Source organism: Rhizorhabdus histidinilytica (assembly GCF_900167915.1).
Taxonomy (GTDB): domain Bacteria; phylum Pseudomonadota; class Alphaproteobacteria; order Sphingomonadales; family Sphingomonadaceae; genus Rhizorhabdus; species Rhizorhabdus histidinilytica.
In genome coordinates this window covers 37,699-61,985 of record NZ_FUYM01000006.1, presented here as the reverse complement: position 1 = coordinate 61,985, position 24,287 = coordinate 37,699, and the positions used below count along the sequence as shown (strand labels likewise).

The 24,287-nt window shown below is 69.9% G+C and carries 21 protein-coding genes; 15 read left to right on the top strand and 6 right to left on the bottom strand.

Annotated features, from left to right (window positions below; translation table 11 throughout):
* Positions 1-6: 6 nt before the first annotated feature.
* The 4 genes from B5X82_RS14225 (at position 7) to B5X82_RS14210 (ending at position 4,330) form a co-directional block, all read left to right on the top strand.
* Positions 7-765, top strand: coding sequence for an SDR family NAD(P)-dependent oxidoreductase (locus B5X82_RS14225; RefSeq protein ID WP_079648833.1), 759 nt, complete (start codon positions 7-9; stop codon positions 763-765).
* Complete coding sequence (locus tag B5X82_RS14220) at positions 762-1,613, top strand: sugar phosphate isomerase/epimerase family protein (RefSeq protein WP_079648832.1); 852 nt, start codon at positions 762-764, stop codon at positions 1,611-1,613. The genes B5X82_RS14225 and B5X82_RS14220 overlap by 4 nt, the downstream gene beginning before the upstream one ends.
* Positions 1,606-2,727 carry a Gfo/Idh/MocA family protein gene (locus tag B5X82_RS14215; RefSeq protein ID WP_079648831.1) on the top strand — a complete coding sequence of 374 codons (1,122 nt, stop codon included), beginning with the start codon at positions 1,606-1,608 and terminating at the stop codon, positions 2,725-2,727. The genes B5X82_RS14220 and B5X82_RS14215 overlap by 8 nt, the downstream gene beginning before the upstream one ends.
* 67 nt (positions 2,728-2,794) lie before the next feature.
* Entirely contained in the window at positions 2,795-4,330 is a 1,536-nt protein-coding gene (locus tag B5X82_RS14210; protein ID WP_079648830.1) for a FadD3 family acyl-CoA ligase, read from the top strand.
* A 50-nt stretch (positions 4,331-4,380) separates the two neighbouring features.
* On the opposite strand, the gene B5X82_RS14205 is transcribed toward B5X82_RS14210, so the two are convergent.
* Entirely contained in the window at positions 4,381-5,454 is a 1,074-nt protein-coding gene (locus B5X82_RS14205; protein WP_079648829.1) for a Rieske 2Fe-2S domain-containing protein, read from the bottom strand.
* A gap of 103 nt (positions 5,455-5,557) precedes the next feature.
* Between B5X82_RS14205 and B5X82_RS14200 the strand changes: the two genes are divergently transcribed.
* Both B5X82_RS14200 and B5X82_RS14195 read left to right on the top strand, forming a co-directional pair.
* Complete coding sequence (locus B5X82_RS14200; RefSeq protein WP_176152564.1) at positions 5,558-6,415, top strand: LysR family transcriptional regulator; 858 nt, start codon at positions 5,558-5,560, stop codon at positions 6,413-6,415.
* Between the two features lie 2 nt (positions 6,416-6,417).
* The gene (locus B5X82_RS14195) at positions 6,418-7,383 is read left to right on the top strand and encodes an alpha/beta fold hydrolase (RefSeq protein WP_079648827.1); all 966 of its coding nucleotides are present in this window, start codon (positions 6,418-6,420) and stop codon (positions 7,381-7,383) included.
* A 75-nt stretch (positions 7,384-7,458) separates the two neighbouring features.
* On the opposite strand, the gene B5X82_RS14190 is transcribed toward B5X82_RS14195, so the two are convergent.
* Entirely contained in the window at positions 7,459-8,013 is a 555-nt protein-coding gene (locus B5X82_RS14190) for a carboxymuconolactone decarboxylase family protein (protein WP_079648826.1), read from the bottom strand.
* 107 nt (positions 8,014-8,120) lie between these two features.
* Here B5X82_RS14190 and B5X82_RS14185 point away from each other — a divergent pair, with 107 nt between their 5' ends.
* Entirely contained in the window at positions 8,121-9,176 is a 1,056-nt protein-coding gene (locus tag B5X82_RS14185) for an alpha/beta fold hydrolase (protein WP_079648825.1), read from the top strand.
* Between the two features lie 85 nt (positions 9,177-9,261).
* On the opposite strand, the gene B5X82_RS14180 is transcribed toward B5X82_RS14185, so the two are convergent.
* From B5X82_RS14180 to B5X82_RS14170, 3 genes are all read right to left on the bottom strand, one after another.
* On the bottom strand, positions 9,262-11,616 hold the full coding sequence (locus B5X82_RS14180) for a TonB-dependent receptor (RefSeq protein WP_079648824.1): 2,355 nt from the start codon (positions 11,614-11,616) through the stop codon (positions 9,262-9,264).
* A 119-nt stretch (positions 11,617-11,735) separates the two neighbouring features.
* A complete protein-coding gene (locus tag B5X82_RS14175) occupies positions 11,736-12,545 on the bottom strand; it encodes an SDR family NAD(P)-dependent oxidoreductase (protein WP_079648823.1) in 810 nt (269 codons plus the stop codon).
* Between the two features lie 8 nt (positions 12,546-12,553).
* Positions 12,554-14,968 carry a TonB-dependent receptor gene (locus tag B5X82_RS14170; RefSeq protein WP_079648822.1) on the bottom strand — a complete coding sequence of 805 codons (2,415 nt, stop codon included), beginning with the start codon at positions 14,966-14,968 and terminating at the stop codon, positions 12,554-12,556.
* Positions 14,969-15,268: 300 nt separating this feature from the next.
* Here B5X82_RS14170 and B5X82_RS14165 point away from each other — a divergent pair, with 300 nt between their 5' ends.
* The 8 genes from B5X82_RS14165 to B5X82_RS14130 all read left to right on the top strand — a co-directional run bounded on the left by B5X82_RS14165 (position 15,269) and on the right by B5X82_RS14130 (position 23,725).
* Positions 15,269-16,114 carry a helix-turn-helix domain-containing protein gene (locus B5X82_RS14165; RefSeq protein ID WP_079648821.1) on the top strand — a complete coding sequence of 282 codons (846 nt, stop codon included), beginning with the start codon at positions 15,269-15,271 and terminating at the stop codon, positions 16,112-16,114.
* Positions 16,115-16,212: 98 nt separating this feature from the next.
* Positions 16,213-17,112 (top strand): alpha/beta fold hydrolase, encoded by a 900-nt coding sequence (locus B5X82_RS14160; protein WP_223811133.1) that lies wholly within the window; start codon positions 16,213-16,215, stop codon positions 17,110-17,112.
* Complete coding sequence (locus B5X82_RS14155) at positions 17,109-18,935, top strand: long-chain-acyl-CoA synthetase (protein ID WP_079648819.1); 1,827 nt, start codon at positions 17,109-17,111, stop codon at positions 18,933-18,935. Before B5X82_RS14160 ends, B5X82_RS14155 begins: the two co-directional genes overlap by 4 nt.
* On the top strand, positions 18,925-20,097 hold the full coding sequence (locus B5X82_RS14150) for an acyl-CoA dehydrogenase family protein (RefSeq protein WP_079648818.1): 1,173 nt from the start codon (positions 18,925-18,927) through the stop codon (positions 20,095-20,097). The genes B5X82_RS14155 and B5X82_RS14150 overlap by 11 nt, the downstream gene beginning before the upstream one ends.
* Entirely contained in the window at positions 20,097-21,029 is a 933-nt protein-coding gene (locus tag B5X82_RS14145) for a bifunctional MaoC family dehydratase N-terminal/OB-fold nucleic acid binding domain-containing protein (RefSeq protein ID WP_079648817.1), read from the top strand. The genes B5X82_RS14150 and B5X82_RS14145 overlap by 1 nt, the downstream gene beginning before the upstream one ends.
* A 7-nt stretch (positions 21,030-21,036) precedes the next feature.
* On the top strand, positions 21,037-22,164 hold the full coding sequence (locus tag B5X82_RS14140) for an acyl-CoA dehydrogenase family protein (RefSeq protein ID WP_079648816.1): 1,128 nt from the start codon (positions 21,037-21,039) through the stop codon (positions 22,162-22,164).
* Positions 22,161-22,559, top strand: a complete 399-nt coding sequence (locus B5X82_RS14135; protein WP_079648815.1) for a MaoC/PaaZ C-terminal domain-containing protein — start codon at positions 22,161-22,163, stop codon at positions 22,557-22,559. Before B5X82_RS14140 ends, B5X82_RS14135 begins: the two co-directional genes overlap by 4 nt.
* Positions 22,556-23,725: a lipid-transfer protein gene (locus tag B5X82_RS14130; RefSeq protein WP_079648814.1), complete on the top strand. Its 1,170-nt coding sequence runs from the start codon at positions 22,556-22,558 to the stop codon at positions 23,723-23,725. The genes B5X82_RS14135 and B5X82_RS14130 overlap by 4 nt, the downstream gene beginning before the upstream one ends.
* A gap of 7 nt (positions 23,726-23,732) precedes the next feature.
* Here the strand turns inward: B5X82_RS14130 and B5X82_RS14125 are convergent, their stop codons facing one another.
* On the bottom strand, positions 23,733-24,272 hold the full coding sequence (locus tag B5X82_RS14125) for a nuclear transport factor 2 family protein (RefSeq protein WP_079648813.1): 540 nt from the start codon (positions 24,270-24,272) through the stop codon (positions 23,733-23,735).
* Between the last annotated feature and the right edge of the window lie 15 nt (positions 24,273-24,287).

Sequence of the window (24,287 nt, the reverse complement as noted above, 5' to 3'; positions counted from 1 at the left end):
GAGGATATGGGCTGGAGCGACATCGACTTCGACTATGCCGGGGCGCGGGTGCTGGTCACCGGCGGGACCAGCGGGATCGGCGCGGCGATCGCCGGCGCCTATGCCGATGCGGGCGCGCAGGTGACGATCACCGGCACGCGCGGCTCGCCGGCCGATTATGACGAGGATCTGTCGCGCTTCGACTATCGCCAGCTCGACGTCGAGCGGGGCGAGCAGGTCGACGCGGTGGCGGCGGGCGTCGACAGGCTCGACATATTGGTCAACAATGCCGGGCTCGCGCTCGGCTCGCTCGGCTTCGACGAATGGGACCCGGCGGTGTTCGAGCGTTCGGTGGCGATGCACCTGACCTCGGCGTTTCGCATGGCGCATGGCTGCCGCGCCGCGCTGGCGCGGAGCGAGCGGCCGGCGGGCGCATCGATCATCGGCATCGCGTCGATGACCTCCTATTTCGGCATCGGCATGATCCCGGGCTACGGCTCCGCCAAGACCGGCATCCTGGGCCTGACCCGGGTGCTGGCCGCCGAATGGGCGTCGCAGCGCATCCGGGTCAACGCGGTCGCGGCGGGGCTGACGCGCAGCCGGATGACGGCGGGCGCGTTCGAGGCGCCCGAATGGACCGCGCCGACCCTCCAGCGCACCCCGCTCGGCCGGCTTGGCGAGCCGAAGGATATCGCCGGCGCGGTGCTGTTCCTGTCGAGCTCGGCGGCCTCGTGGATCACCGGGCAGATAGTGCCGATCGACGGCGGCTTCACGATCGCCGGATGACCGCGCCGCAGCTCATCCTCGCGGCGGGCACCGTCCAGGCGGTGCCCCTGCTCGACCGGCTCGCACCCGCCCGGGCGGCGGGGTTCGCCGGCATCTCGATCTTCGCCGCCGACCTGGAGGCGCTGGAGGCCGACGGCGTCGGCCTGCCCGAGGTCCGCGCGCGCATCGCCGATGCCGGGCTGTTCGTGTCGGAGGTCGAGATCGTCGGCAACTGGCTGCCGGGCGCGCCGACCAAGGCCAACCCCGCCTGGCTCGCGGCGCTGCTCGACCGGTCGACCGGCGAGCGGCTGACCGGCCTCGCCGACGCGGTCGGCGCGCGCGGGATCACCGTCGCCGAATTGCAGGGTGTGGCCTGTGATCCCGCGACCGCGGCCGATGCCTTCGCGCGGCTCTGTGAGACGGCTGGCAGCGCCGGGCTGCACGTGGCGCTGGAGTTCGTACCGACCGGGGGCATCCCCGATCTCGCGACCGCCTGGGCGATCGTCCGCGCGGCGGGGCGGGCCAATGGCGGCCTGCTGGTCGACAGCTGGCATTTCTTCCGCAGCGGATCGGACCTGGCGCTGCTCGCCGGCCTGCCCGCCGACGCGATCAGGAGCATCCAGATCGGCGATGCGCCGGCAGTGCCCGAGGCCGATCTCGACAGTGAGATGGTACGCGGGCGGCTGGTGCCGGGGGAGGGCGCGCTCGACCTCGCCGGCTTCGCCGCGGCGCTGCGCGCCACCGGAACCACGGCGCCCTGGTCGGTCGAGGTCTTTTCCGACCGGCTCGCAGGCGAACCGATCGACATCGTCGCGCGGCGCTGCGCCGACGCGGCGCGGATATTGCTGCAAGGAGAGGCCAATGGCTGAGGAGCGACCCGGCGCGGTGGTGGTGGGAACGGGCTTCGGCCTGTTCACCCATGTCCGCGCGCTGCGCGAGGCGGGATTCGAGGTGCGGGCGATCGTCGGTCGCGATCGGGCGCGGACGGCGGAGCGCGCCGCGCCGCTCGACATCCCGCTTGCGACCGACAGCCTGGCCGAGGCGCTGGCCGATCCGGCGACGCTGCTCGTCACCGTCGCGACGCCGCCGCACGCCCATTATCCGGTGGTGATGGAGGCGATCGCGGCCGGCCGGCACATCGTCTGCGAGAAGCCCTTCGCCCGCGATCTGGCGCAGGCGCGCGAGATGCGCGACGCCGCCGAGAGGGCGGGGGTGATCCACATGCTCGGCGCCGAGTTCCGCTTCGACGCGGCGCAGGCGCTGCTGCGGCGGATCGTCGCCGACGGCGCGATCGGCGCGCCCCGCCAGTTCCTGCGCATCTACCACCAGCCGGGCCTTCAGGATCCGGCCGAGAAACTGAGCGACTGGTGGGAGGATGCCGACCAGGGCGGCGGCTTCCTCGGCGCCTTCGGCACCCATATGATCGATCAGGTGCTGACCACGATCGGGCCGATCCGCCGCCTGTCATGCGTGTTGCAGACGCTGGCGCCCGGCCGCCCCCACATGACCGCCGACGACAGCTATGTGTTGCAATTCGAATGCGACAGCGGTGCGAAGGGTACGCTGATGGCGGCGATGGCCGCTCCCGGCCCGCTGGTCATGGCGACCAAGATCGTCGGCACCGAAGGGGGCGCCTGGATCCAGTCGGGCGCCAGTTTCGGCGATCCCGAGGAGGTGTGGGTGATGGACGCGGCCGGATCGCGCCGCATCGCCATGCCCGACGATCTCGCCTTGCCGCCGCCCGAGCCCTTCCCGGTCGCGGAACTGATCCAGACGGAGCAGGACCGCTGGCATACCATGGGGTTCGACGTGATACCCTATGCCCGGCTGTTCGGGGAGATGCGGCGGCGCATCGCCGGCCAGGCGATTGGCGCCCGCGAGCAGGCAGGCAGCTTCGACGACGCGGTGCGCAACCAGGCGGTGCTCGACGCGGCGCGGCGATCGGCCCGGCTGGGGGCCTGGACCGACGTGGAAAGCGACTGAGCGCGGCGCGCGCATGGATGGGCCCGGGGCGAGCGATCGCCGGGCCGGAACGAAGGATCGAACGAGGATGGTACTGCCGACGACATTGACGATGGGTGTTCTGCTCGACGAGGCGGCGGGGCGCTGGGGCGACCGGCCGTTCGTGCGCGAGGAGGACGGCGGCGTCCTGTCCTTCGCCGGCTTCCGCCAGGCGGCGCGCGCCGTGTCGCGCGCCCTGCTGGCGCGGGGTGCGCATAAGGGCGATCGGATCGCGATCTGGGCGCCCAACAGCGGCGCCTGGGCGATCGCCGCCGCGGGCGCGACCCAGATCGGGCTCGAGCTGATCCCGCTCAACACCCGCTTCAAGGGCGGCGAGGCCGAGGATATCCTGCGGCGGGGCGAGGTGCGCTGGCTGTTCACCGTCCGCGGCTTCCTGGGCCTCGACTATGCGGCGATGCTCGAGGGGCGCGACCTGCCCCGGCTGGAGGAGGTCGTGTTCCTCGACGATCTCGGCGCCTGGCTTGGGGCGAAGGATGGGGCGGGCGACGCCGACGTCTCAGCCGCGATCGTCGCGGTCGGCGGCGACGACACCGTCGACATATTGTTCACATCGGGCACCACCGGCCGGCCCAAGGGGGTGATGAGCAGCCATCAGCAGAATCTGCGCACCTTCCAGGCGTGGAGCGACGCGGTCGGGCTGCGCGAGGGCGACCATTATCTGATCGTCAATCCCTTCTTCCACACCTTCGGCTACAAGGCGGGCTGGGTCGCGGCGCTGCTGCAGGGGGCGACGATCTTCCCCGTCGCGCAGTTCAACGCCGCGCATGTGCTGGCGACGGTCGCGGCCGAGCGGATCACGGTGCTGCCCGGGCCGCCGACCATCTTCCAGTCGCTGCTCGACGAACCGGCGCGCGGCGCCGTGGACACGGCCAGCCTGCGGCTCGCTGTGACCGGCGCCGCCAGCGTGCCGCCGGTGCTGATCCGCCGCATGCACGACGAGCTCGGCATCGACGAGGTGCTGACCGCCTATGGCCTGACCGAGGGCAGCGGCTGCGTCAGCGCGACCCAGGCGGGCGATCCGGTCGAGCTGGTCGCGTCGACCTGCGGCCGGCCGATCCCCGGGGTCGAGGTGCGGCTGGTCGACGGGGAAGGCCGCGACGTGCCGACCGGCGAGCCGGGCGAGCTGCTGGTGCGCGGCTTCAACGTGATGAAGGGCTATCTCGACGATCCCCGGGCGACCGCCGAGACGATCGACGGGGAGGGCTGGCTGCGCACCGGCGACATCGCGACGCAGGACGCGCGCGGCTATCTGCGCATCACCGACCGGGCGAAGGACCTGTTCATCTGCGGCGGCTTCAACTGCTACCCGGCCGAGATCGAGGCGCGGCTGCTCGAACATCCCGACGTCGCGCGGGTCGCGGTCGTGGGGCGCCCCGACGAGCGGATGGGCGAGGTCGGCCACGCGGTGGTGGTGCCCCGGCCGGGCGCGGCGCGCGACGGCAAGGCGCTGCTCGCCTGGTGCCGCGAGCAGATGGCCAATTACAAGGTGCCGCGCAGCGTCGAATGGGTCGACGAGCTGCCCGTCAACGCGGCGGGCAAGGTCCAGCGCTTCCTGCTGAAATGACCGGCGCGGCGGCCCGGAGCTTCGTCAGCCGGGCCGCGCGGGCGGAGCGATCAGGCGACCCGCTTCGCCGGATCGCGCTTGTCGACGACCGTGTGGCGGCCGTTGACGCGCTTCTGGAAGTCGGGCGCCTGGGCGATCGGGTTGTAGAACTGCTTGTACCACAGGCGGCACTTGTCGGTCGGGCCGTCGCCCCGCACCATCATCGGCGACAGGCAGGCGCGCTTGTGCGTCCAGATCTCGAAATCCTGCGCGAAGGCGACGCGACTGGCCTCCTGATAGGCGCGCGCCATCGGCACGTCCTCGTCGGTGGCGGCGCGGCCCATGTCGACCATCAGCGCGTGCCAGACGTGGATCTTGCCGTCCTCGACCGGCGTGTGCGCGATCAGCATGTGGGTCGGGAAGGTACCGCGCATCGACGACTGCAGGATCGCCGGCCCGGTGTACCAGGTGTCGAGCTCGAGCAGGCCCTCGCCCTCCTGGACCAGGGTGCGGTGGCCGGCGCCGAACATCTGCCACTGCACATGGTCGTCGAACTCGTTATAGAAATACTGGATGTCGCGCGATCCGTGGATCGGCACGAAATGGGCGAAGTCGGTCATGTTGTCGACGACCTCGATCGGATGCTGGGGCAGCTCGCCCAGATCGTCGATCGCCCAGCGGACCCAGTTGGGATCGTCCCACTGCGCGAACGGCGGCAGCTCATGGTCAGGCGCGTTGCCCTCCATGTCGTGCCACATCCAGATGATGCCGGCGCGCTCGACGACCGGCCAGGTCTGGATCTTCGCCGCCGCGGGCGGCTTCTGGTCCGAATAGGGGATCTGGTTGCAGCGGCCGTCGGGCCCGAAGCGCCAGCCGTGGAAGGGGCAGCGGATCGACTCGCCCTCGATCCGCTCATTGTCGCGGACGATGTAGCTGGTCTCGTTCCGGCCGAGATGCGCGCCCATGTGCGGGCAATAGGCGTCGACGAGGTGCGGCGTGCCGCTCTCGCCGCGGTAGAGCACCATGTCGCGCGCGAAGAAGCGGACCGGCATCGGCGTGCTGCCCAGCTTCGACGCGTCGGCGACCATGTGCCAGCCGCGGGCGAAGGTGTTGGGGCCGAGGCGATAGTCGGCGGTGGTGGCCATCCAAAACTCTCCTGTGACATGACGGGAGCCATCCCGTTCCCGTGCAGGATACCATGGTCCCGGGGACTGGAAGCCGCACTCCGCCTGTGCAAGAATGCACGGCATGGCGATCGAATGGGACGATGTGCGGGTGTTCCAGTCGGCGGTGCGGGCCGGCGACTACAGCACCGCGGCGCGCAAGCTGGACATGGACCGGACCACGGTGGGCCGGCGCTTCGCGCGGCTCGAACGGGCGACGGGCCGATCCTTGTGGGAACAGACCAGCGCCGGCTACCGGCCGACCGAGGCGGGCCGGGCGGTGCTGCGCGCGGCGGCGGCGATGGAGCGCGCGATGGCGCGGCTCGACCGGGACCTGGCCCCGGCCGGGGACCGGATCGGCGGGCCGATTCGGGTGGCCGGCACCGCCGGGCTCGCATCGCTGCTGCTGCCCGCCTTCGGCGCCTTTCTGGACCGGCATCCGGCGGTGTCGCTGGAGGTGGTCGGCGCGCGCGATGCGATCGCGGCGATCCAGCAGCGGCAGGCGGACGTCGGCCTCGCCATCGCGCGGACCAAGCCGCGTGACCTGGCGGGGGAACGGATCGGCGGCTTCGGCCAGGCCCTGTTCGCGCGGCGCGGCGCCGATCCGGCGCGCGCGGTGGTGTGGGGCCATGCGATGATGCTCGCCAATCCCCAGCCCTGGGCGCGGCTCAACGCCAAGGACGAGGCCGGCCGCTGCGTCGAGGTCGACGGCATCGCCGCGCTCCACGACGCGGTCCGCGCCGGGCTCGGCCGGGCCTGGCTGTGGGAACGGCTGGCGGCGCGCGATCCGGCGCTCGAACGGTTGCCGGGCACGGCGCCCGCGGCGGCGGCCGCCGACATCTGGGTCGTCCACCGCGCCGACCTGCAGGTCGAGCCGGCGGTGGCGGCGCTGATCGAGGCGATGCCCGGCATCCTCGCCGGCACTTTCGAAGGAGAAGGCTGAGCATGGCCGACTGGACGCATCGCCACGCCCGCATCAACGGCATCGCCATGCACTGGGTGGAGCAGGGCGAGGGGCCCGCGATCGTACTCTGCCACGGCTTCCCGCACATCTGGCTGAGCTGGCGGCACCAGATCCCGGTGCTCGCCGCCGCCGGCTGGCGGGTGATCGCCCCCGACATGCGCGGCATGGGCCAGACCGAGGCGCCGGCCGACCACCGGCTTTACGACGCGCCGCACATCGTCGGCGACCTGATCGGCCTGCTCGACCATCTCGGGCTCGACCAGGCGGTGTTTGCCGGGCTCGATTTCGGCATCTTCGCGATCTACGACCTCGCCTATCTCCACCCCGATCGGGTGCGGGCGGTGATCGCGCTGGAGAATCCGGCCTATCCCGATTCGCCCGACAAGGCGCCGCTCGTCGAGGCGGCCGAATGGGCGAAGGAGCATTTCGTCCATATCGACTATTTCCGGCCGGTCGGCCCGGCCGACGCCGCGCTCGACGCGGCCCCGCGCGAATTCCTGCGCAGGGTGCTCTACGCGCTGTCGGGCGACTTCCACTATCTCGACGTGTGGAAGCATCCGCCGGGCACCGCCTATCTCGACGCGCTGCCGGAAGCGCCGCCGCTGCCCTGGCCCTGGCTCTCCGAATGGGAGCTCGAATGGTACGTCGCCGACTATGCGCGCAGCGGCTTCACCGGCGGGCTCAACTGGTATCGCGCGATGGACCTGCGCTGGGCGCAGCGCGCGGCGTGGCGGCATGCGCCGACCACCCGGCCCTTCTTCTTCATCGGCAGCGAGAACGACGTCGACCTGGAGGCGTGGCACGGCGACGATCCGCTGGGCGCGATCCCGCGCTATCACGCCGACGTGCGGCGGATCGAGATGCTGCCGCGCGCCGGCCACCTGATCCAGCTCGAACGCGCGGACGAGGTCAGTCGGCTGATGGTGGAGTTCCTGGCGGAGCTTTAGGCATCACTCAAAACCACCGTTCGTCCCTCGACTGCGCTCGGGACGAACGACTTGAGGAGGTGAGGGCTTAGGCTCCTACTCGGCCGCCTCGGCGGTGAAGGGCAGGCAGACCTCGTCGAAGCCGAGCACATGCGCGACCCGGCCGAGGCCGACCCAACTGGCGACCGAATTGGCGAGGTCGGCGATCTCGGCGTCGGAAAAGGCGGCCCGCGCTTTGGCCCAGAAGGCCTCGTCGCGCGCCAGTGCCTTGGGCTCGACGGCGAAGCGCTCGGCGAACTCGATTGCCAGCCGTTCCCGCTCGCTGAACAGCGGCGAGGTCCGCCACTCGGGCACCGCGGCGTAGAAGGCCTCGTCGGGGGCCGGGCCGTTGTCGACGACGGTCCCGCGCGTGCCGGTGCCCGAGAACATCCCGCCCAGATCGCGGGCGGCGCGGAAGCGCTGGCAGATCACGCAGCCGTTGATCTCCGCGGTGCGGGCGCGGGCGCCCTCGAACTCGCGCAGCGACAGCTTCGAATGGCGATAGACGGCATGGCTGAAGGCGCCGCCCGCCCGCATGATCTCGGGCGCCAGCGTCTCGGTGGCATAGCCATAAGGGTCATGGGCCTGGGCGGCCGGAACGTCGATGCGCATGCGTCCTCTCCTCGTCTTCCCTGTCGCGGGGAGGCTATAGCATCTTGCGATTCTGTCCATCTTTTCTGTTACGAAAGATGGAGGAAAATATCGGGAGAGATCGCGCTATGCGTGAAACGAAATCGATCATGGAGCGCAAAATTCCGGTCGGCGACGGCCTGCGCCTCCATGCGGTCGAAGCGGGCGAGGGGCCGTTGCTGCTGATGATCCACGGCTTCCCGGGCCTGGCCTGGTCGTGGCGGCACCAGATGCTCCCCTTCGCCGCGGCCGGCTTCCGCGCGGTGGCGATCGACAGCCTCGGCTATGGCGGCAGCGACCGTCCGCTCGATCCCGCGCTCTATGCGTCGGACCGGATGCAGGCCTATCTGCTCGCGCTGCTCGATCATTACGGGGCCGAGCGCGCGGTGGTGATCGGGCAGGATTTCGGCGCGCAATATGCCTGGAACCTCGCGGTGCGCGCGCCCGATCGGGTGCGGGCGCTGGTGGCGACCATCCCCTATGACTACGACCTCGCCGGCCGGGCGCTGCTCGGCGCGGCGGAGCGGCTGCCGCCAGGGTCGCCGGCGCGGCCCGAGATGGCCTCGCCCGACCATCGGCCGAGCGAGCGCTTCGCTGCGATGGCGGAGGCGCATTTCGTCCATTTCCATTATTTCCAGACGGTCGGACCCGCGGACCGCGAACTGGGCGGTGCTCTCGCCGATTATCTGCGGCGCAGCTTCCACGCACTGAGCGCGGCCGGAGACCTCTGGGCGTGGAAGACGCTGCCCTCCGAAGGCACCGGCTATCTCGATGCGCTGCCGCCCGCGCCGCCGCTGCCCTGGCCGTGGCTGAGCGAAGCCGAGTTCGCCACCTTCGTCGCCCGCTACGACCATGCGGATTCGGCGCGGCGGATGATCGGCGGACTCAATTCCTACCGCACCGCCGACCGCAACTGGGAGATCGGCCGCGCCTGGGCCGATGCCGACGTGACCGTGCCGACGCTGATGCTGTTGGGCGCCGCCGATCCCTCCTTCGCCTTCTTCCCCGATTGGGAGGACAGGCTGCGGCGGCGGGTGCCGGGGCTCGCCGGCATCGTCGCGATCGAAGGGGCGGGCCACCTCGTCCAGCAGGAGAAGCCCGAGGCGTTCAACGCTGTCGTGCTCGATTTCCTCGCCAGCCTGTGACGGACCGGCCGCGCTGAAACGGAACGGGGCCGGCAAGCGCGCGACACTGTCGCGGCCGGCCGGCCCCGGGGGGGGCTGGAGGCGGTTAGAAGGAGAAGCCGACGTCGATCCCGTAGGTCGCCGGATCGCCGTAGGAGATCGCCTGGTTCTGATAGCCGGCGATGATCGAGCCCGAGCCGATCACGAAGCCGGGATAGCGCTTGTCGAACACGTTCTTGCCCCACAGCGCGATCGAGATGTTGCGGCCGTTGCCGCGATCGATCGTGTAGCTCAGGCGCGCGTCGACGACGCCATAGGCCTTGTTGATCGGCGCGTCGCGGCCGAGCGGGACGCTCGGGCCGTCGCCGGCGGTGGTGTAGACCTTGTCCTTCCACGTATAGTCGACATGCGCGGCGAGGTCGCCGCTGCCGAACGTCCCGATCACCCAGTCGCCCGAAAGCCGGACGCTGTTCTTCGGCGTGAATGGCAGCACGAAATAGCCGGTGATGTCGTCGCCGACCTGCACCGGCGAGCCGGGATTGACGGCGGGATCGAAGATCGAGCCGGCCGGGGCCTGCACGTTGCGGATCTTCGAGGTGGTATAGGCATAGCTGGCGCTGAGCGTCAGGCCGGGGACCGGCACCGCGGTCAGGTCGGCCTCCAGCCCCTTCACCGTGGCGCGGCCGACGTTGAACGTGTCGGCCAGCGACGCGTCGGCGGGGTCGGCCGAGATGTCGAGCTGCAGGTCCTTGTACTTGGCGACGAAGCCGGCGAGGTTCACGCGCAGCCGCCGGTCGAGCAGGTCGGACTTGATGCCCGCCTCATAGCTCGTGACCGTCTCCGGCCCGAAGGTGCGGGTGAAGGTCGGCGATGCCTCGTTCGATCCGCCCGCCTTGTAGCCGGTCACGACCTTCGCATAGAGCGAGACGTTCTCGACCGGGCGATAGGACAGTGTCAGCGCCGGGTTGAACTTGCTGTTCTTCACGTCGGTCGCGCCGACCACCGAGCCGAGCGGGATGGTCGCGCCCGGGCCGTTGAAGCGGCGGGCGACCAGCGGCGACGTCTGGCCGATGAAGAAGTTCGAGGTGCGGATGCGGTCGGCGGTCCGCTTGTCGCGGGTGTAGCGGCCGCCCACGGTCACGTCGAACTTGCCGTCGGCGAAGGCCGGGGTCCAGGTCAGCTGGCCGAAGATCGCCTTGGAGGTCGACTTGGCGTTGGTGTCGCGATCGACCAGGACCTGCTGGCCCGGCGTGCCGGTGCCGACGTCGACCGTCTCGAAATGGTTGGCCTTCTCGCGGAAATAATAGATGCCGACGACATATTTGAACTGGTCGGCAACGGTGCCTACCGCCTGGAATTCCTGGGTGTAGGTCTTCGAGCCGATCCGATCGAAGGCGAAGAAGGGCGCCAGGAAGGCTTCGGTATAGTCCTGGTAGGTCCGTACCTTGATATGCCGGTAGCTGCTCAGCGAGCGCAACGTCAGCGCGTCGCTCGCCCGCCATTCGCCGATCAGCGTATGGCCGTCCGACTTCACATGGCTGTAGGGCAGGTAGACCGGGCGATAGGCGGTCTCGGGATCGGACGTGTAGCCCGGGAAGAGGAAGGGCGCGAAGGCGTTCTCGGTGACATAGCGGACCGGCGTGGTGCGCTGGTCGCTATAGTCGCCCGAATAGTCGACGGTGATCCCGTCGGTCGGTTCCCAGCGGACCGCGCCGCGCACGGCATATTTGCGGTCGGACTGGAAATCGTGCGCGTCGGGCGTGCCCGCGGTGTTGGCGGCGTTGTTCGCCCAGCCGTCCCGGTTCGAATAGAGGCCGGTCAGCTTGACCTTGAAGGTGCCGAACTGCGGCAGGTCGAGATTCACCAGCGCGCGGCGATAGTCGTAGTTGCCGAGCGACAGCAGGCCGTGCGCGCCGAGCTCGCCGGTCGGCTTCTTGCTGATGATGTTGACCGCGCCGCCGGTGGTGTTGCGGCCGTAGAGCGTGCCTTGCGGGCCGCGCAGCACCTCGACCCGCTCGACGTCGGCGAGGTCGAAGGTCGATGCCTGCGGGCGCGACTGGTAGATGCCGTCGACATAGAGGCCGACGCCGCCGTCCTTGGTGATGATGTTCGGATCGCCGATGCCCTGGCCGCGCATGAACAGGACCAGCGTGGTGGTCGAGCTGGGATAGGGCGCGAAATAGAGGCTGGGCGCCGCCTGCACCACGCCGCGCAGGTCGGTGATGCCCGACGACTGGAGGCTGTTGGCGGTCAGCGCGGTGATCGCGATCGGGGTGCGCTGCAGGTTTTCGGCCCGGCGCTCCGCGGTGACGACGATCTCCTCGACCCCGGCGACGCCATTGTCCTCGGCGGCGGCCGGAGCGGCCGCCTGCGACGGCGTCGCCTGCGCGAAGGACGGGGCGGTGGCGGCGATCGCGAGCGCGATGGTGGAGGCGCGCGCGAGCTGGAATGCGACGGTCATTTCCTCTCCCTCATATGATTATGTGTTATCCGCATATAATGACACAAAACAGGAAGTATGCAAGCCATGCGTAATAGATCGGCGATTGATTTTACGCAGAATCGCGATGAGCGTCCATCTCAGGACAGGAAGTCGAAGCTCGGCTGCGCCCGCGCGGCGATCATCGCCTGGCGTCGCTCGAGCATGGGATCGAGTGCCTCGGGCTGGGGGACGATCCAATAGTCGCCCCGCGCGATCGCGTCGAACACCGCCGCCGCGAAGGGCTCCGGGTCCATGCCATATTGGTCGATCATGCCGCGCAGTCCGGCGACGAAGCGCTCGGTCGCGGGATGGACGGCGCCGCCGAACGGATCGTCGAAGATCGCCGAGCGGACCGGGCCGGGGGCGAGCAGGCTCACCGCGACCGGCGCGCCGAGCATGTCGAGCTCGCCCTTCAGCGCCTCGGTCAGGGCGACGACCGCGAATTTGGTGGCGCTGTAGGGGGCCATTAGCGGGCTGGGGTTGAAGCCGCCTACCGAGGCGGTGTTGACGATCCGCGCGGGCCGCGCCGCCTGCAGCATCCGCGGCACGAAGGCGCGGATGCCGTTGAGGACGCCGCCGATATTGACCTTCAGCGAGGCGTCCCAGCGCGCCGGATCGATCTCCCAGCTGAAGCCGGTCGCCATGATCCCGGCATTGTTGAACAGCAGGTCGACCGGGCCGAGCCGGTCATAGGCCGCGGCGGCGAGCCGCTCGACCGCGGCCGGGTCGGTCACGTCGGTCGGCACCGCCAGCGCGTCGGGCAGCGCGTCGGCCGCCGCCGCGAGCGCATCGGCGTCGCGGTCGGCGAGGACGAGGCGCATGCCGCGGCGAGCCGCCTCGCGGGCGAGCCCCAAGCCGATGCCGCTGGCGGCGCCGGTGATGACGGCGTTGTTCGGGGCCTCGCTCATCGATCGGCTCAGAAGCTGATCTTGAACTCGACCGACACCCGGCGCGGCTCGGCGTAGAATTTGCCGCCGAAGCCGAGCGAGCCGAAGTCGATGCCGTAGAGCACCTGATCCTCATTCAGCAGATTCTCGCCGACCAGCGCGATCTCGCCCTTGGCGCGGGCGCCGAGCGCGATGTCGCTGAGGGCGATGCGCGCGTCGACCGTGTTGGTGGCGGGCGAGTCGACCTGCTGTTGATAGGGGTTCACCGCGTCGTTCGGATAGAAATAGACATGGCTGCGGTAGGCGTAGGAGACCCGCGCCGACAGCGTGCCGAAATCCATCGGCTCGAAGGTGTAGTCGACCGCGAGGTTCGAATTGAACTTGGCGACGTTCGGGAAGCGCGCCGTATCGGCGATGTCGCTGATCGTGTTGGTGTTCGGGTTGAGGAACAGGAAGCGCTTGTACTTCGGGTCGGTGTAGCCGAGCGATCCCGAAAGGGTCAGGCCGCGCGCCGGGATGGCGGTGACCTCCAGCTCGAAGCCCTTGAACTCGGCCTTGCCGGCGTTGACCAGCAGGGTCGACGCGCCGCCGCTGCCGGCCGCGAACTGTGGCACCTGCAGGTCGTCATATTTGCTCAGGAAGGCCGCCGCGTTGATCCGAAGATGGCGATCGAACAGGTCGATCTTGGCGCCGGTTTCGTAGGAGACCAGCTTTTCCGGGGCGAAGCTGTTCAGCGTGTCGGCGCGCGGGTTGAACCCGCCCGACTTGTAGCCGGTCGAGACCTTGGCATAGACCAGCGCGTCCGGGTTGATCTGGTAGCTGACCGAACCGAGGAAGGACGTGTTGGTGTTCTTCGTGCTGCCGCGGGCCGGGCCGATGATCGTCGACACGCCGCCATTGCTGTTCTGCAGGAAGATGTTCTTGCGGTCCTCGGTGTAGCGGATGCCGCCGGTCACCTCGAGTTTCTCGTCGAGCGCCTGCGGTTTCCAGCTGACCTGACCGAAGGCGGCATAGGACTTCGAGGTCTGCGAATAGGCTGCGACCGGGCTGGTATTGAAGCCGATCAGGTCGATCCCCTGCGCGGTCAGCGCATCGGCCACCGCACCGGGAAAGCCGAGGAAGGGCAGGGCGGCGGGGGCGAGGACCAGGGTCAGGTTCTGGTTGTTCCGCTCCGACACCTTCTCGCGGAAATAATAGCCGCCGAGGACATAGCTGAAGTCACCCGCCTTGCCGAGCAGCTGGATCTCCTGCGACCACTGCTTCTGCTTCTGCGGGCTGTTGTAGCCGTTGTACGGCGTCACCGACTGGACCGAGGTCAGGGTCGGCGAGGTGAAGTCGAGGACGAGGCCCTTCAGGTCGCCCTGGCCGCTGAGGCCGAGCACGTTCTCGAGCAGCAGCTTGCGGTAGCCGGTGATCGACTTGAGCGTGACGGCCGGCGAGATTTCGTAGGAGAGGGTCAGGTTGTGGCCCTGGCTGCGGCTGTGCGAGGTGTAGGTGTTGCCGGGGCCGCCGGGCTGCTGCAGCCCGCGCTCGAGCCGGGTGTCGGCGCCGACGAACTGCAGCGCCGGGCCGCCATATTGCGGCGAGCGGCTGTAATAGGTCTGGGCTGCGGGGCTGAGCGCGACCGTCTGGAAGAAGCCGGGCGCGCCGGTGCGGTCGTCATAGTCGAAGCCGTAGCTCGCCTTGAACGGGCCGAAATCGCCGTCCAGCGCGACCGAGAAGGCGTCGACGTTGAGCGAGCCGGGGTCCTTGCTGCTGGGGGTCAGCAGGTTGTTGAAATAGCCGTCGCGCTGCCGGTGATAATAGCTGCCCGAGGCCGAGATGCCCGAATCGCCGAACTCGCCGGTATCGACGCGGAGGCGCCCGAACATGTTGTCGCGGCTGCCATAGCCGCCCTTGGCGGTGACGCCGAAGCTGTCGGCGGGCTTCTTCGACACGATCTGGATCGCGCCGCCCGTCGTGTTGCGGCCGAACAGCGTCCCCTGCGGGCCGCGCAGCACCTCGATCCGTTCGATGTCGACCAGGTCGAAGATCGAACCCGCGCTGCGTGCCACATAGACGCCATCGAGATAGATGCCGACTGCGGTGTCGAGGCCGAGTGAGGGATCGGTCTGGCCGATGCCGCGGATGTTGATCGACGCAGCCGACAGCGCCGAGGACTGCTGGCTGATGACGAGGTTCGGCGCGACCTGGCCGATCTTGTCGACCGCCTGGATGTTGCTGCGTTCCAGCGCGCGGCTGTCGAGCGCGGTGATCGAGATCGGTGTCTTCTGCAGCGATTCGGACTGGCGGCGGGCGGTGACGACGATGTCCTGGATGCCGCCGTCGGCCGTGGCCTGGGGAGCCTCCTGGGCAGGCGTCGTCTGGGCGTGCGCGGCGCAGCCGCCGATGGCCAGGGCGATCACCGCGGCGCGCGTGGAAAACTGAGCTTTTTGATGCGACATCTTCTACCCCTACCGATTCCCGATTGGCTGTCGGGTGTTTCTGTATTCGTGAAACGCATAGCGCGGGAATATGGCGGTCGTCAATCTCCAACGCGTAATCATACGCGTAAAATGATGCGCATAATGAGTCGACCCGTGCCTCGATGGCGGCGATCGTCTGGCCTTTCATTCCCTTTCTCTATTAACGGATTGCGTAGAGATAACATCGGTATGGTTACGCATTGCTTCGAATGCGCTGGCCTTGACGATATGTGTCGATTAGGGTGGGCGGGTTCGCAAAGGCGGGCGAAGGAGGGCGATGTGCCGCGCGCGTGGACCGATGGCGAGCTTTGCACGGACAGGACCCGGGTCCATGTCTATACCTACCGTTACGAGCGGCCCTCGCTCGACACCCGCGCGCCGGGCAAGGACCTGATGGTATTGTGCGACAATCCGGGCCGTGGCGCGGCGGGCGTCTACCATGCCGCCGATACCCGCAGCGCGGTCCTGCCGCTCGGCCGGATGATGGTCATCCCCGCTTCGGCGGTGATCAGCGCGACCGGCCCCGGCGGCGACCGGCAGCTGTCGGTGTGCAGCACCGCCGCAGGCCTGCTGCCGCCCGACTTCGATCCTACCGACGCCCGGCAGATCGCCCTGTGCGGGGACGTGCGCGACGTACGCGTGCGCGCGACGATGGAGCGGCTGGCGGCCGAGGCGGTCGCGCCGGGCTTCGCCGCCGACCTGCTGGTCGATGCGCTCGCCGCCTCGCTCTCGGTCGATCTCGCCCGCTATTTCCACCGATCGCGCGCCGCCGCCTCGGTCGCCGGCCAGGGGCGGCTCGCGGCCTGGCAGCTCCGCCGGGTCGAGGACCTCGTCGCGGGCTCGGTCGGCAAGCGGCTGACCGTGGCCGACCTCGCCGCCGCTGCCGAGGTGAGCCCGAGCCATTTCGCGCGCAGCTTCCGTGCCAGCACCGGCCGCACCGTCCACCGCTTCGTCGAGGAGGCGCGGCTGGCGCGCGCGCAAGCGATGCTGCGCGAGACCAACCTGCCGCTGAAGCAGGTTGCGGCGGCGCTCGGCTTCAGCGGGCCGAGCAGCTTCACGCTCGCCTTCCGCCGCGCCACCGGCACCACGCCGGCGCGCTACCGGGCGGAGGCGCCGCCCTGCTGATCCGATCGGATCGGAACATCGGCGGCGGGATTCGAACAGAGGCGGTGCTCGCCCGTCGGTCCGGACGCCTTTAGCGTATCGACGAAATGAGGATGCGCGTGATCAGCAACGACCCTGTCGATGAGGGCGCCGGGACGGACGGGAAACTGGCCGTTCGTGCCTTTCGCGGCGCGGGCGGCATTGCGCTGGTCGCCGACGCGGCCGGGCCCGCCGGCGCGCAGCCGGTGCTGTTGCTTCATGGCGGCGGCCAGACGCGCGGTTCATGGGGCGCGGCGGTCCGTGCGCTCGGCGCGGCCGGCTATCAGGCGGTGGCGCTCGACCAGCGCGGCCATGGCGAGAGCGCCTGGTCCGATGATGGCGGCTATACGCTCGACCGCTTCGCCGACGATCTCCGCCGGGTGGTGGCGAGCTTCGATCGCCCGCCGATCCTGGTCGGCGCCTCGCTCGGCGGCCTCGCCGCGCTGCTCGCGGCGGGGGAGGCTCCGGCCGCCGGAGTCGCCGCGGTGGTGCTGGTCGACATCGTCCCCTGGATGGAACGGGCGGGCGGCGAGCAGGTGGTCGGCTTCATGCGCGGTACCGGCGGCGGCTTCGCGACGCTGGAGGCGGCGGCCGAAGCGATCGCCGGCTATCTGCCGCACCGGCCGAGACCCGCCAGCCTCGACGGTCTGTCGCGCAGCCTGCGCCGGGGCGACGACGGCCGCTGGTACTGGCATTGGGATCCCGCCTTCGTCCGTCCCCAGGACGGCTGGGACATGGACGCGATCAACCGCCGGCTGTCGGCGGCGGCGCAGGCGATCCGCGCGCCGCTGATGCTGGTCCACGGCACCGCGAGCGAGATCGTCTCGCCGGCGGGCGCGGCGCGCTTCCGGGCGATGCTGCCCGATGCCGAGATCGTCCCGATCGCGGGCGCGCATCACATGGTCGCGGGCGACGACAACGACGCCTTCCTCGGCGCGCTGCTCGCCTTCCTCGATTGCCTGCCGGAGCGCACCGCATGAAACCCTTCGTCCTGCCGTCCCGCGAGGAATCGATGCAGCGGCTGATGCGCGGCTATGCCCGCGTCGCCGGCTTCACCCGCGACCTCGCCTATTCGGTCGCCGACCGGCTGGAGGAGCGTGCCGCCGACGCCGCCGACACGCCCTTCATCCTGTTCGAGGATCAGTCGATCAGCTTCGCGGCGATGAACCGGCGCGCCAACCGGGTGGCGCACGCCGCGCGGGCGGCGGGGCTGGGGAAGGGCGACGTCGTCGCGTTGCTGATGCTCAACCGCCCCGAGTTCGTGACGATCTGGCTGGGCCTCGCCAAGATCGGGGTGGTCACCGCGCTGCTCAACACCAGCGCGACGGGCGAGGTGCTGGGCCATGCGCTGCGCCAGGTCGACGCGCGCGCGCTGATCGTCGGATCGGAACTGGCGGCGACGGTCGGGCGGATGGCCCCCGACGCCCTGCCGCCGCTGGTCTTCGAACAGTCGGAGACGGGCGCGGACCGATCGGCCCATGGCTGGCGCGACCTCGACGCGGCGATGGCCGCCGCGCCGGACGACGATCCGCCGCGCGGCGCGCGGGCGGGCGTTGTGCTCGCCGATCCGCTCTACCTGATCTTCACCTCGGGGACGACCGGCCTGCCCAAGGCGGCGCGGATGAGCCACATGCGCTTCCTCAACGCCGGCGAGATGATGGCCGGGCTGATGGAGTTCGGCACAGAGGACGTCTTCTACTGCGTCCTGCCGCTCTACCATGGCGCGGGCGGCATGGTGGTGCCGTCGGTGGCGCTGGCGACTGGCCGGCCCTTCGTGCTGCGCCGCAAATTCAGCCGGTCGGGCTTCTGGTCCGACGTGCGCCGGTACCGGATCACCGCCCTCTATTACATCGGCGAGATCGTCCGCTACCTGCTGGCGGCCCCGCCGGCGCCCGACGACCGCGACCACAGCCTGCGGGTGATGACCGGGGCGGGGCTGAAGCCCGACCTGTGGGAGGCATTCGCCGATCGCTTCGGCGTCGACGCCATCATCGAGGGGCTCGGCTCGACCGAGGCCAATTACGGCATCACCAACGTCGACGGGCGGCCCGGCTCGGTCGGGCGCCTGCCCTATCCCCGGGCGACCAACATCCGCATCCTGAAATGGGATGTCGCCGCAGGCGAGCATGTCCGCGACGCCGCCGGCAACCCTGTCGAGGCGGGGCCGCACGAGGCGGGCGAGCTGGTCGCCGAAGTGCTCGATGGCAACGGCGTCGCCGGTTTCTTCGAGGGCTATACCTCGGCCGAGGCGACCGAGGCGAAGCTGCTGCGCGACCTGTTCCGGCCGGGCGACCGCTGGTTCCGGTCGGGCGACCTCGTGCGGTTCGACGAGGAGGATTATTTCTTCTTCGTCGACCGGGTCGGCGACACCTTCCGCTGGAAGAGCGAGAATGTCTCGACCGCCGAGGTGGAGACGGTGCTGTCGGGGTTCCCGGGGCCGTCGGTCGTCAACGTCTACGGCGTTCGCGTGCCCGGCACCGAGGGCCGCGCCGGCATGGCCGCGCTGACCTATGGCGACGGCGCGGCCTTCGATCCGCAGGGCTTCCACGCCTTCGCAACGGCGCATCTCGCCCCCTATGCGGTGCCGCTGTTCGTGCGGCTGTCGGCGACCGCCGAGATGACCACCACCTTCAAGCTGCGCAAGGTCGATCTCCAGCGCGAAGGCTATGACCCTGCGGCGGCCAGGGGCGACCGGCTCTACGTCGCCGACCCCGCGGCCGGCCGCTACGTCCCGCTGACCGGCGACGCGCTCGCCCGGCTCGGCATCCCGCCCTTCGAAGGAGCATCCGGCGATGCATGTTGAGTTCACCCCCGAGCAGAAGGCGCTCCGTGCCGAGTTCCGCGCCTATCTCGACGGCATCATGACCCCCGAGGTGCGCGCCGCGACGGTCGATGCCGAAAGCGGCCCGGTCTATCGCGAGGTGATCCGCCGGATGGGCCGCGACGGCTGGCTCACCCCGGGCTGGCCGGTCGACTATGGCGGCCGCGGGCTCGATCCGCTGACCCAGAAGATCCTGCTCGAGGAGCTGGTGCTGGCCGAGGCGCCCTTCCCCTTCGTCACCGTCAACACCGTCGGGCCGGCGCTGATGCGGCTCGGCACCGAGAAGCAGAAGCGCGAGATATTGCCGCGCATCGCGACCGGCGAGCTGATCTTCGCGATCGGCTATTCGGAGCCGGGGGCGGGCACCGACCTCGCCAGCCTGACGACCCGCGCGGTGCGCGACGGCGACGATTATGTCGTCAACGGGCAGAAGATCTTCACCAGCGGCGCGGAGGGCGCCGACTATGTCTTCCTCGCGGTTCGGACCGATCCGCAGGCGCCGCCGCACAAGGGCATCACCATCCTGATGATGGACACGCGGCTGCCGGGCTTCTCGGTCTCGCCGATCTGGACGGTCGGGGGCTTCCGCACCAACGTCACCTATTATGAGGATGTCCGCGTCCCCGCCGACATGGTGATCGGCGAGGTGAACGCCGGCTGGCGCCTGATCGCCGAGCAGCTCAACCATGAGCGGATCGGCCTCGCCGCGCTCAGCTACAGCGGCAATGGCTGCTTCGACCAGGTCGTCCAATGGGCGCGCGAGACGCCGGCGGGCGCGGGGCGGCTGATCGACGTGCCATGGGTGCGATCGACGCTGGGCGAGGCCTATGCCCTGCTTCGCGCGATCGGGGTAATGGGCAACCGGGTCGCGGCGCAGGTGGCGCAGGGGTCGACCCGCGCCGATCTCGCCTCGGGCCTCAAGGTGTTCGGAACCGAGGGAATGATCCGGGTGATGCGGCTGCTGCTCGATGTGCTGGGGCCTGCCGGGCTGATCCGGGAGGGATCGCCGGGCGCGGTGCTGCGTGGCCGGATCGAGCGCGAATATCGCAAATGCCAGATCAACACCTTCGGCGGCGGCACCGCCGAGGTGCTGCGCGACATGGTGGCGCAGGTCGGGCTCGGCATGCCGAGGGGAGGACGCTGATGAGCGAGTTGCTCGAACAGGCCCGCGCCTGGGTGGGGCGGCCGGCCAGTCCGCCGGCGACGGCGCGCGACCCGGTCAACCTGCCGATGATCCGCCGCTGGTGCGAGGCGATGGGGGAGACCAATCCCATCTATCTGGACGAGGCGGCCGCGCGCGCCGCCGGCCATCCCGGCATCGTCGCGCCGCCGGCGATGCTCGACGTCTGGGCGATGGCCCCCTACCGCCCCGGCGGCCGCACCGCCGAGGAGGGGATGGCGGTGCTCAGCCTGTTCGACGCGGCGGGCTATACCGGCGTCGTCGCCACCAATGTCCGCCAGGATTATGGCCGCTACCTGCGGCTGGGCGAGGTCGTGACCTCGACCCCGATCGTCGCCGATGTGTCGGACGAGAAGCGGACCGCGCTCGGCATCGGCCATTTCGTCACGCTCGCCTACGACTTCACCGTCGACGGCGAGCCGGTCGGGCGGATGACCTTCCGGGTGCTGAAATTCAGGCCCAACCTGGCCCAACCGCATTCGGCGGAACCGTCGGCGGAGGCGAAGGCCTGGCCGCATCCGCGCCCGGCGATCACCCATGACAACGCCTTCTTCTGGGAGGGGGTGAACCAGCGCAAGCTGCTGTTCCAGTCCTGCGAGGGCCGGCTGCGTCATCCGCCCGGGCCGATGGATCCGCTGACCGGATCGCTCGACTTCGAGATCGTCGAGGCGAGCGGGCGGGGGACGATCCACAGCTTCGTCGTCATGCACCAGCCGCGCCTGCCCGGCTTCGACTATCCGCTGCCGGTCGTGCTGGTCGAGCTGGAGGAAGGTGTCCGCATCGTCGCCAACATGATCGACGCCGCCCCCGAGGCGGTCGAGATCGGCCGCGCCGTCGTCGCCGACTTCGTCGAGATCGAGCCCGGCTATCTGCTCCCCGCCTTCCGCTTCGCCTGAGGACATCATGGACTTCACCCTGACCGACGACCAGCAGGCGCTGCGCGACCTGGCCGTCCGCATCCTCGACGATGCGACCGGCGACGAGGCCATCCGCGCGTTCGCCGACAGCGGTCGTCCCTATGACGCTGCCCTGTGGAAGACCCTCGCCGAGGCGGGCATGCTCGGGCTGGCGCTGTCAGCCGAGGCTGGCGGGCTGGGGCTCGGCATGGTCGAGCTGGGGTTGCTGCTGGAGGAGCAGGGGCGCACCCTGGCGCCGCTGCCGCTGACTCCGGTTGCGCTCGCCGCCTGGGCGATCGATGCGCATGGCAATGCTGCGCACAAAAAATGGCTTGAAGCGATCCTGTCGGGCGCGGCGATCCTCGCTGTCGCGATCGAGGAGGTCGGCGGCGTCGATCCCTGCGATCCGGCGGTGACCGCCGCGGCGGACGGCGACGGCTGGCGGCTGGGCGGGGTCAAGGTCGCGGTGCCCTATGGCGCCGAGGCGCAGGCGCTGCTCGTCACCGCGCGCACCGCCGACGGGCCGGCGCTGTTCCTGGTCGATGCCGGCGCCGACGGCCTCGCGGTCGAGCCGCAACGCTCGACGAGCGGCGAGCCGCAGGCGATGCTGCGCTTCGACGGCGTGCGGCTGGCTGGCGACGCGGTGCTCGGGCCGGCGGGCGGACGGGCGGCGATCGTCGCCGCGCTCGTCCAGCGCGCGCAGGTGGCGCTGGCGCTGCGCCAGGTCGGCGTCGCCGCCGAGGCGCTGCGGCGCACCGCCGACTATTCGAGCGGGCGGATCCAGTTCGGCAAGCCGCTCGGATCGATGCAGGCGGTGCAGCAGCGCGCCGCCGACGCCTTCATCGACGTCGAGGCGATGCGCTCGACCGCATTGCTCGCCGCCTGGCAGATCGACGCCGGCCGCGTCCAGCCCGCCGACATCGCCGCCGCCAAATATTGGGCGGCGATCGGCGGCCACCGCGTCGTCCATGCTGCGCAGCATCTGCACGGCGGGATCGGCGCCGATATCACCTATCCCATCCATCGCTATTTCCTGACCGCCACCGCGATCGGCGAGGCTCTGGGCGGCGCCGCCCCGATGCTCGCCGCGATCGGCGATGCGGTCGCCTCGGGCCGGACGGAGCCGCTCGCATGAAGACCGTGACCGTGGGGCAGGGCCTGCCCGAACTGATCGTGCCGATCACCGCTTCCGCCATCGTCGCAGGCGCGATCGCCACCAACGACTATGAGGATGTCCATCACGACAAGGCCGCCGCGCAGGCGACCGGCGTGCCCGACATCTTCATGAACATCCTGACCAGCAACGGTTTCGTCCAGCGCTACGTGTCCGACTGGTGCGGGCCCGATGCGCGGATCGCCGCGGTCGACATCCGGCTGGGCGCGCCCAACTTCGTCGGCGACACGATGCGGATCACCGGGGAGGTGAGCCGGGTCGAGGGCGACGAGGTCGACGTGCGGGTCAGCGGCCGCAACGCGATCGGCGAGCATGTCGCCGCCACCGTCACGCTGCATTGGGGAGCGAGGGCATGAACGGGCTGTCCGGCAAGGCCGCGATCGTCGGCATCGGCGCGACCGAATTCTCGAAGAACAGCGGCCGGTCCGAACTGCGCCTCGCGGTCGAGGCGATCACCGCCGCGCTCGAGGACGCCGGCATCGACCGGGCCGAGGTCGACGGGCTCAGCACCTATACGATGGACAATAATCCCGAGATCGAGGTGTTCCGCAACATCGGCGGTCGGCAGCTCAAATTCTTCAGCCGCATCCATTATGGCGGCGGCGCTGCCTGCGCGCCGGTGATGCAGGCGGCGATGGCGGTAGCGACCGGCGTGGCCGAGGTGGTCGTCTGCTACCGCGCGATGAACGAGCGGTCGCAATATCGCTTCGGCAGCGGCTACACGCCGCCGCCCGTGCCCAACGCCGAGTCCGCGCACTACGGCTATTACGTCCCGTTTGGCCTGATCTCCCCGGCCTCCTGGGTGGCGATGGCGGCGCGGCGCTACATGCACGAGACCGGCGCCACCTCGGAGGATTTCGGACGGGTTTCGGTCGCCTGCCGTGCCCATGCCGCGACCAACCCCGCGGCCTGGTTCTACCAGCAGCCGATCACCCTCGACGATCACCAGGCGTCGCGCTGGATCGTCGAGCCGCTCCACCTGCTCGACTGCTGCCAGGAATCGGACGGCGCGGTGGCGATCGTCGTCACCAGCGCGGCGCGCGCGGCGAAGCTCAGGCAACCCCCGGCGATCATCCGCGCGGCGGCGCAGGGCGCGGCCGACGACCAGCAGATGATGACGAGCTATTACCGATCCGACATCGCCCGCCTGTCGGAGATGGACCTCGTCGCCGAGCAGCTCTACGCGCAGGCGCAGGTGCGGCCGGACGATATCCGCACCGCGATCCTCTACGACCATTTCTCCCCCTTCGTGCTGCCGCAGCTCGAGGCGTTCGGCTTCGCCGGGCGCGGCCAGGCGCGGCACTTCATCGCACGGGAAGGGATCGGGCCGGGCGGGCGGCTGCCGGTCAACACCAATGGCGGCCAGCTCGGCGAGGCCTACATCCACGGCATGAACGGCATCGCCGAAGCGGTGCGTCAGGTGCGCGGGACGTCGGTCAACCAGGTGCCGGGGCCGGGCCACGTCCTCGTCACGGCGGGGACGGGGGTGCCGACCAGCGGGCTGATCCTGGCCGCCGAATAGGCCGCCGTCAGGCGGCCCTGTCGAACCAGGTGATCAGGTGGCTGACGTCGCCGCAATCCTCGGGCTTGCGGCCGACCTTGCCGAGATGGTGGACGGTGATCGCCATCGCGTCGGTCAGCGGCTGCACCACCTCCATGATCCGGTCATATTCGGTGCGCGCGATCTTCCACGTCCCGTCGATCCGGCGATAGCGGTCGCGGTAGATGGCGGTGCCGGTGGTGACGTCGCGGCGATCGAGCGAGATGAAGATGTCCTCGAGGTACCAGATGCCCTCGGCCTCGTCGTCGCCGGTCAGGCGGATGTCGGGCATATGGCCGTGATGCATCGCCACCGCCGACGCGTTGAAGCTGTTCATCAGGAAGTCGAGCATCTCCGCCTTGCCTGTGAGCGCGACCTTGTAGCCGCCGCCGCGATATTCGACCGAGACGTCGTCGGCGAACAGCGTCTCCAGCAGCGGCTCGTCGGCGGTGTCGATGCCACGGAAATAGCGGTGCTTCACCGTGCGGATATCCTCCAGGTCCGATAGTTGCTGCAGGGTGTAGGCCATCATTCTCTCCTTGTC

Coding starts and splice junctions, on each gene's coding strand:
- B5X82_RS14225 (WP_079648833.1), top strand. CDS start 7: ATGGGCTGGAGCGACATCGACTTCGACTATGCCGGGGCGCGGGTGCTG.
- B5X82_RS14220 (WP_079648832.1), top strand. CDS start 762: ATGACCGCGCCGCAGCTCATCCTCGCGGCGGGCACCGTCCAGGCGGTG.
- B5X82_RS14215 (WP_079648831.1), top strand. CDS start 1,606: ATGGCTGAGGAGCGACCCGGCGCGGTGGTGGTGGGAACGGGCTTCGGC.
- B5X82_RS14210 (WP_079648830.1), top strand. CDS start 2,795: ATGGTACTGCCGACGACATTGACGATGGGTGTTCTGCTCGACGAGGCG.
- B5X82_RS14205 (WP_079648829.1), bottom strand. CDS start 5,454: ATGGCCACCACCGCCGACTATCGCCTCGGCCCCAACACCTTCGCCCGC.
- B5X82_RS14200 (WP_176152564.1), top strand. CDS start 5,558: ATGGCGATCGAATGGGACGATGTGCGGGTGTTCCAGTCGGCGGTGCGG.
- B5X82_RS14195 (WP_079648827.1), top strand. CDS start 6,418: ATGGCCGACTGGACGCATCGCCACGCCCGCATCAACGGCATCGCCATG.
- B5X82_RS14190 (WP_079648826.1), bottom strand. CDS start 8,013: ATGCGCATCGACGTTCCGGCCGCCCAGGCCCATGACCCTTATGGCTAT.
- B5X82_RS14185 (WP_079648825.1), top strand. CDS start 8,121: ATGCGTGAAACGAAATCGATCATGGAGCGCAAAATTCCGGTCGGCGAC.
- B5X82_RS14180 (WP_079648824.1), bottom strand. CDS start 11,616: ATGACCGTCGCATTCCAGCTCGCGCGCGCCTCCACCATCGCGCTCGCG.
- B5X82_RS14175 (WP_079648823.1), bottom strand. CDS start 12,545: ATGAGCGAGGCCCCGAACAACGCCGTCATCACCGGCGCCGCCAGCGGC.
- B5X82_RS14170 (WP_079648822.1), bottom strand. CDS start 14,968: ATGTCGCATCAAAAAGCTCAGTTTTCCACGCGCGCCGCGGTGATCGCC.
- B5X82_RS14155 (WP_079648819.1), top strand. CDS start 17,109: ATGAAACCCTTCGTCCTGCCGTCCCGCGAGGAATCGATGCAGCGGCTG.
- B5X82_RS14150 (WP_079648818.1), top strand. CDS start 18,925: ATGCATGTTGAGTTCACCCCCGAGCAGAAGGCGCTCCGTGCCGAGTTC.
- B5X82_RS14145 (WP_079648817.1), top strand. CDS start 20,097: ATGAGCGAGTTGCTCGAACAGGCCCGCGCCTGGGTGGGGCGGCCGGCC.
- B5X82_RS14140 (WP_079648816.1), top strand. CDS start 21,037: ATGGACTTCACCCTGACCGACGACCAGCAGGCGCTGCGCGACCTGGCC.
- B5X82_RS14135 (WP_079648815.1), top strand. CDS start 22,161: ATGAAGACCGTGACCGTGGGGCAGGGCCTGCCCGAACTGATCGTGCCG.
- B5X82_RS14130 (WP_079648814.1), top strand. CDS start 22,556: ATGAACGGGCTGTCCGGCAAGGCCGCGATCGTCGGCATCGGCGCGACC.
- B5X82_RS14125 (WP_079648813.1), bottom strand. CDS start 24,272: ATGGCCTACACCCTGCAGCAACTATCGGACCTGGAGGATATCCGCACG.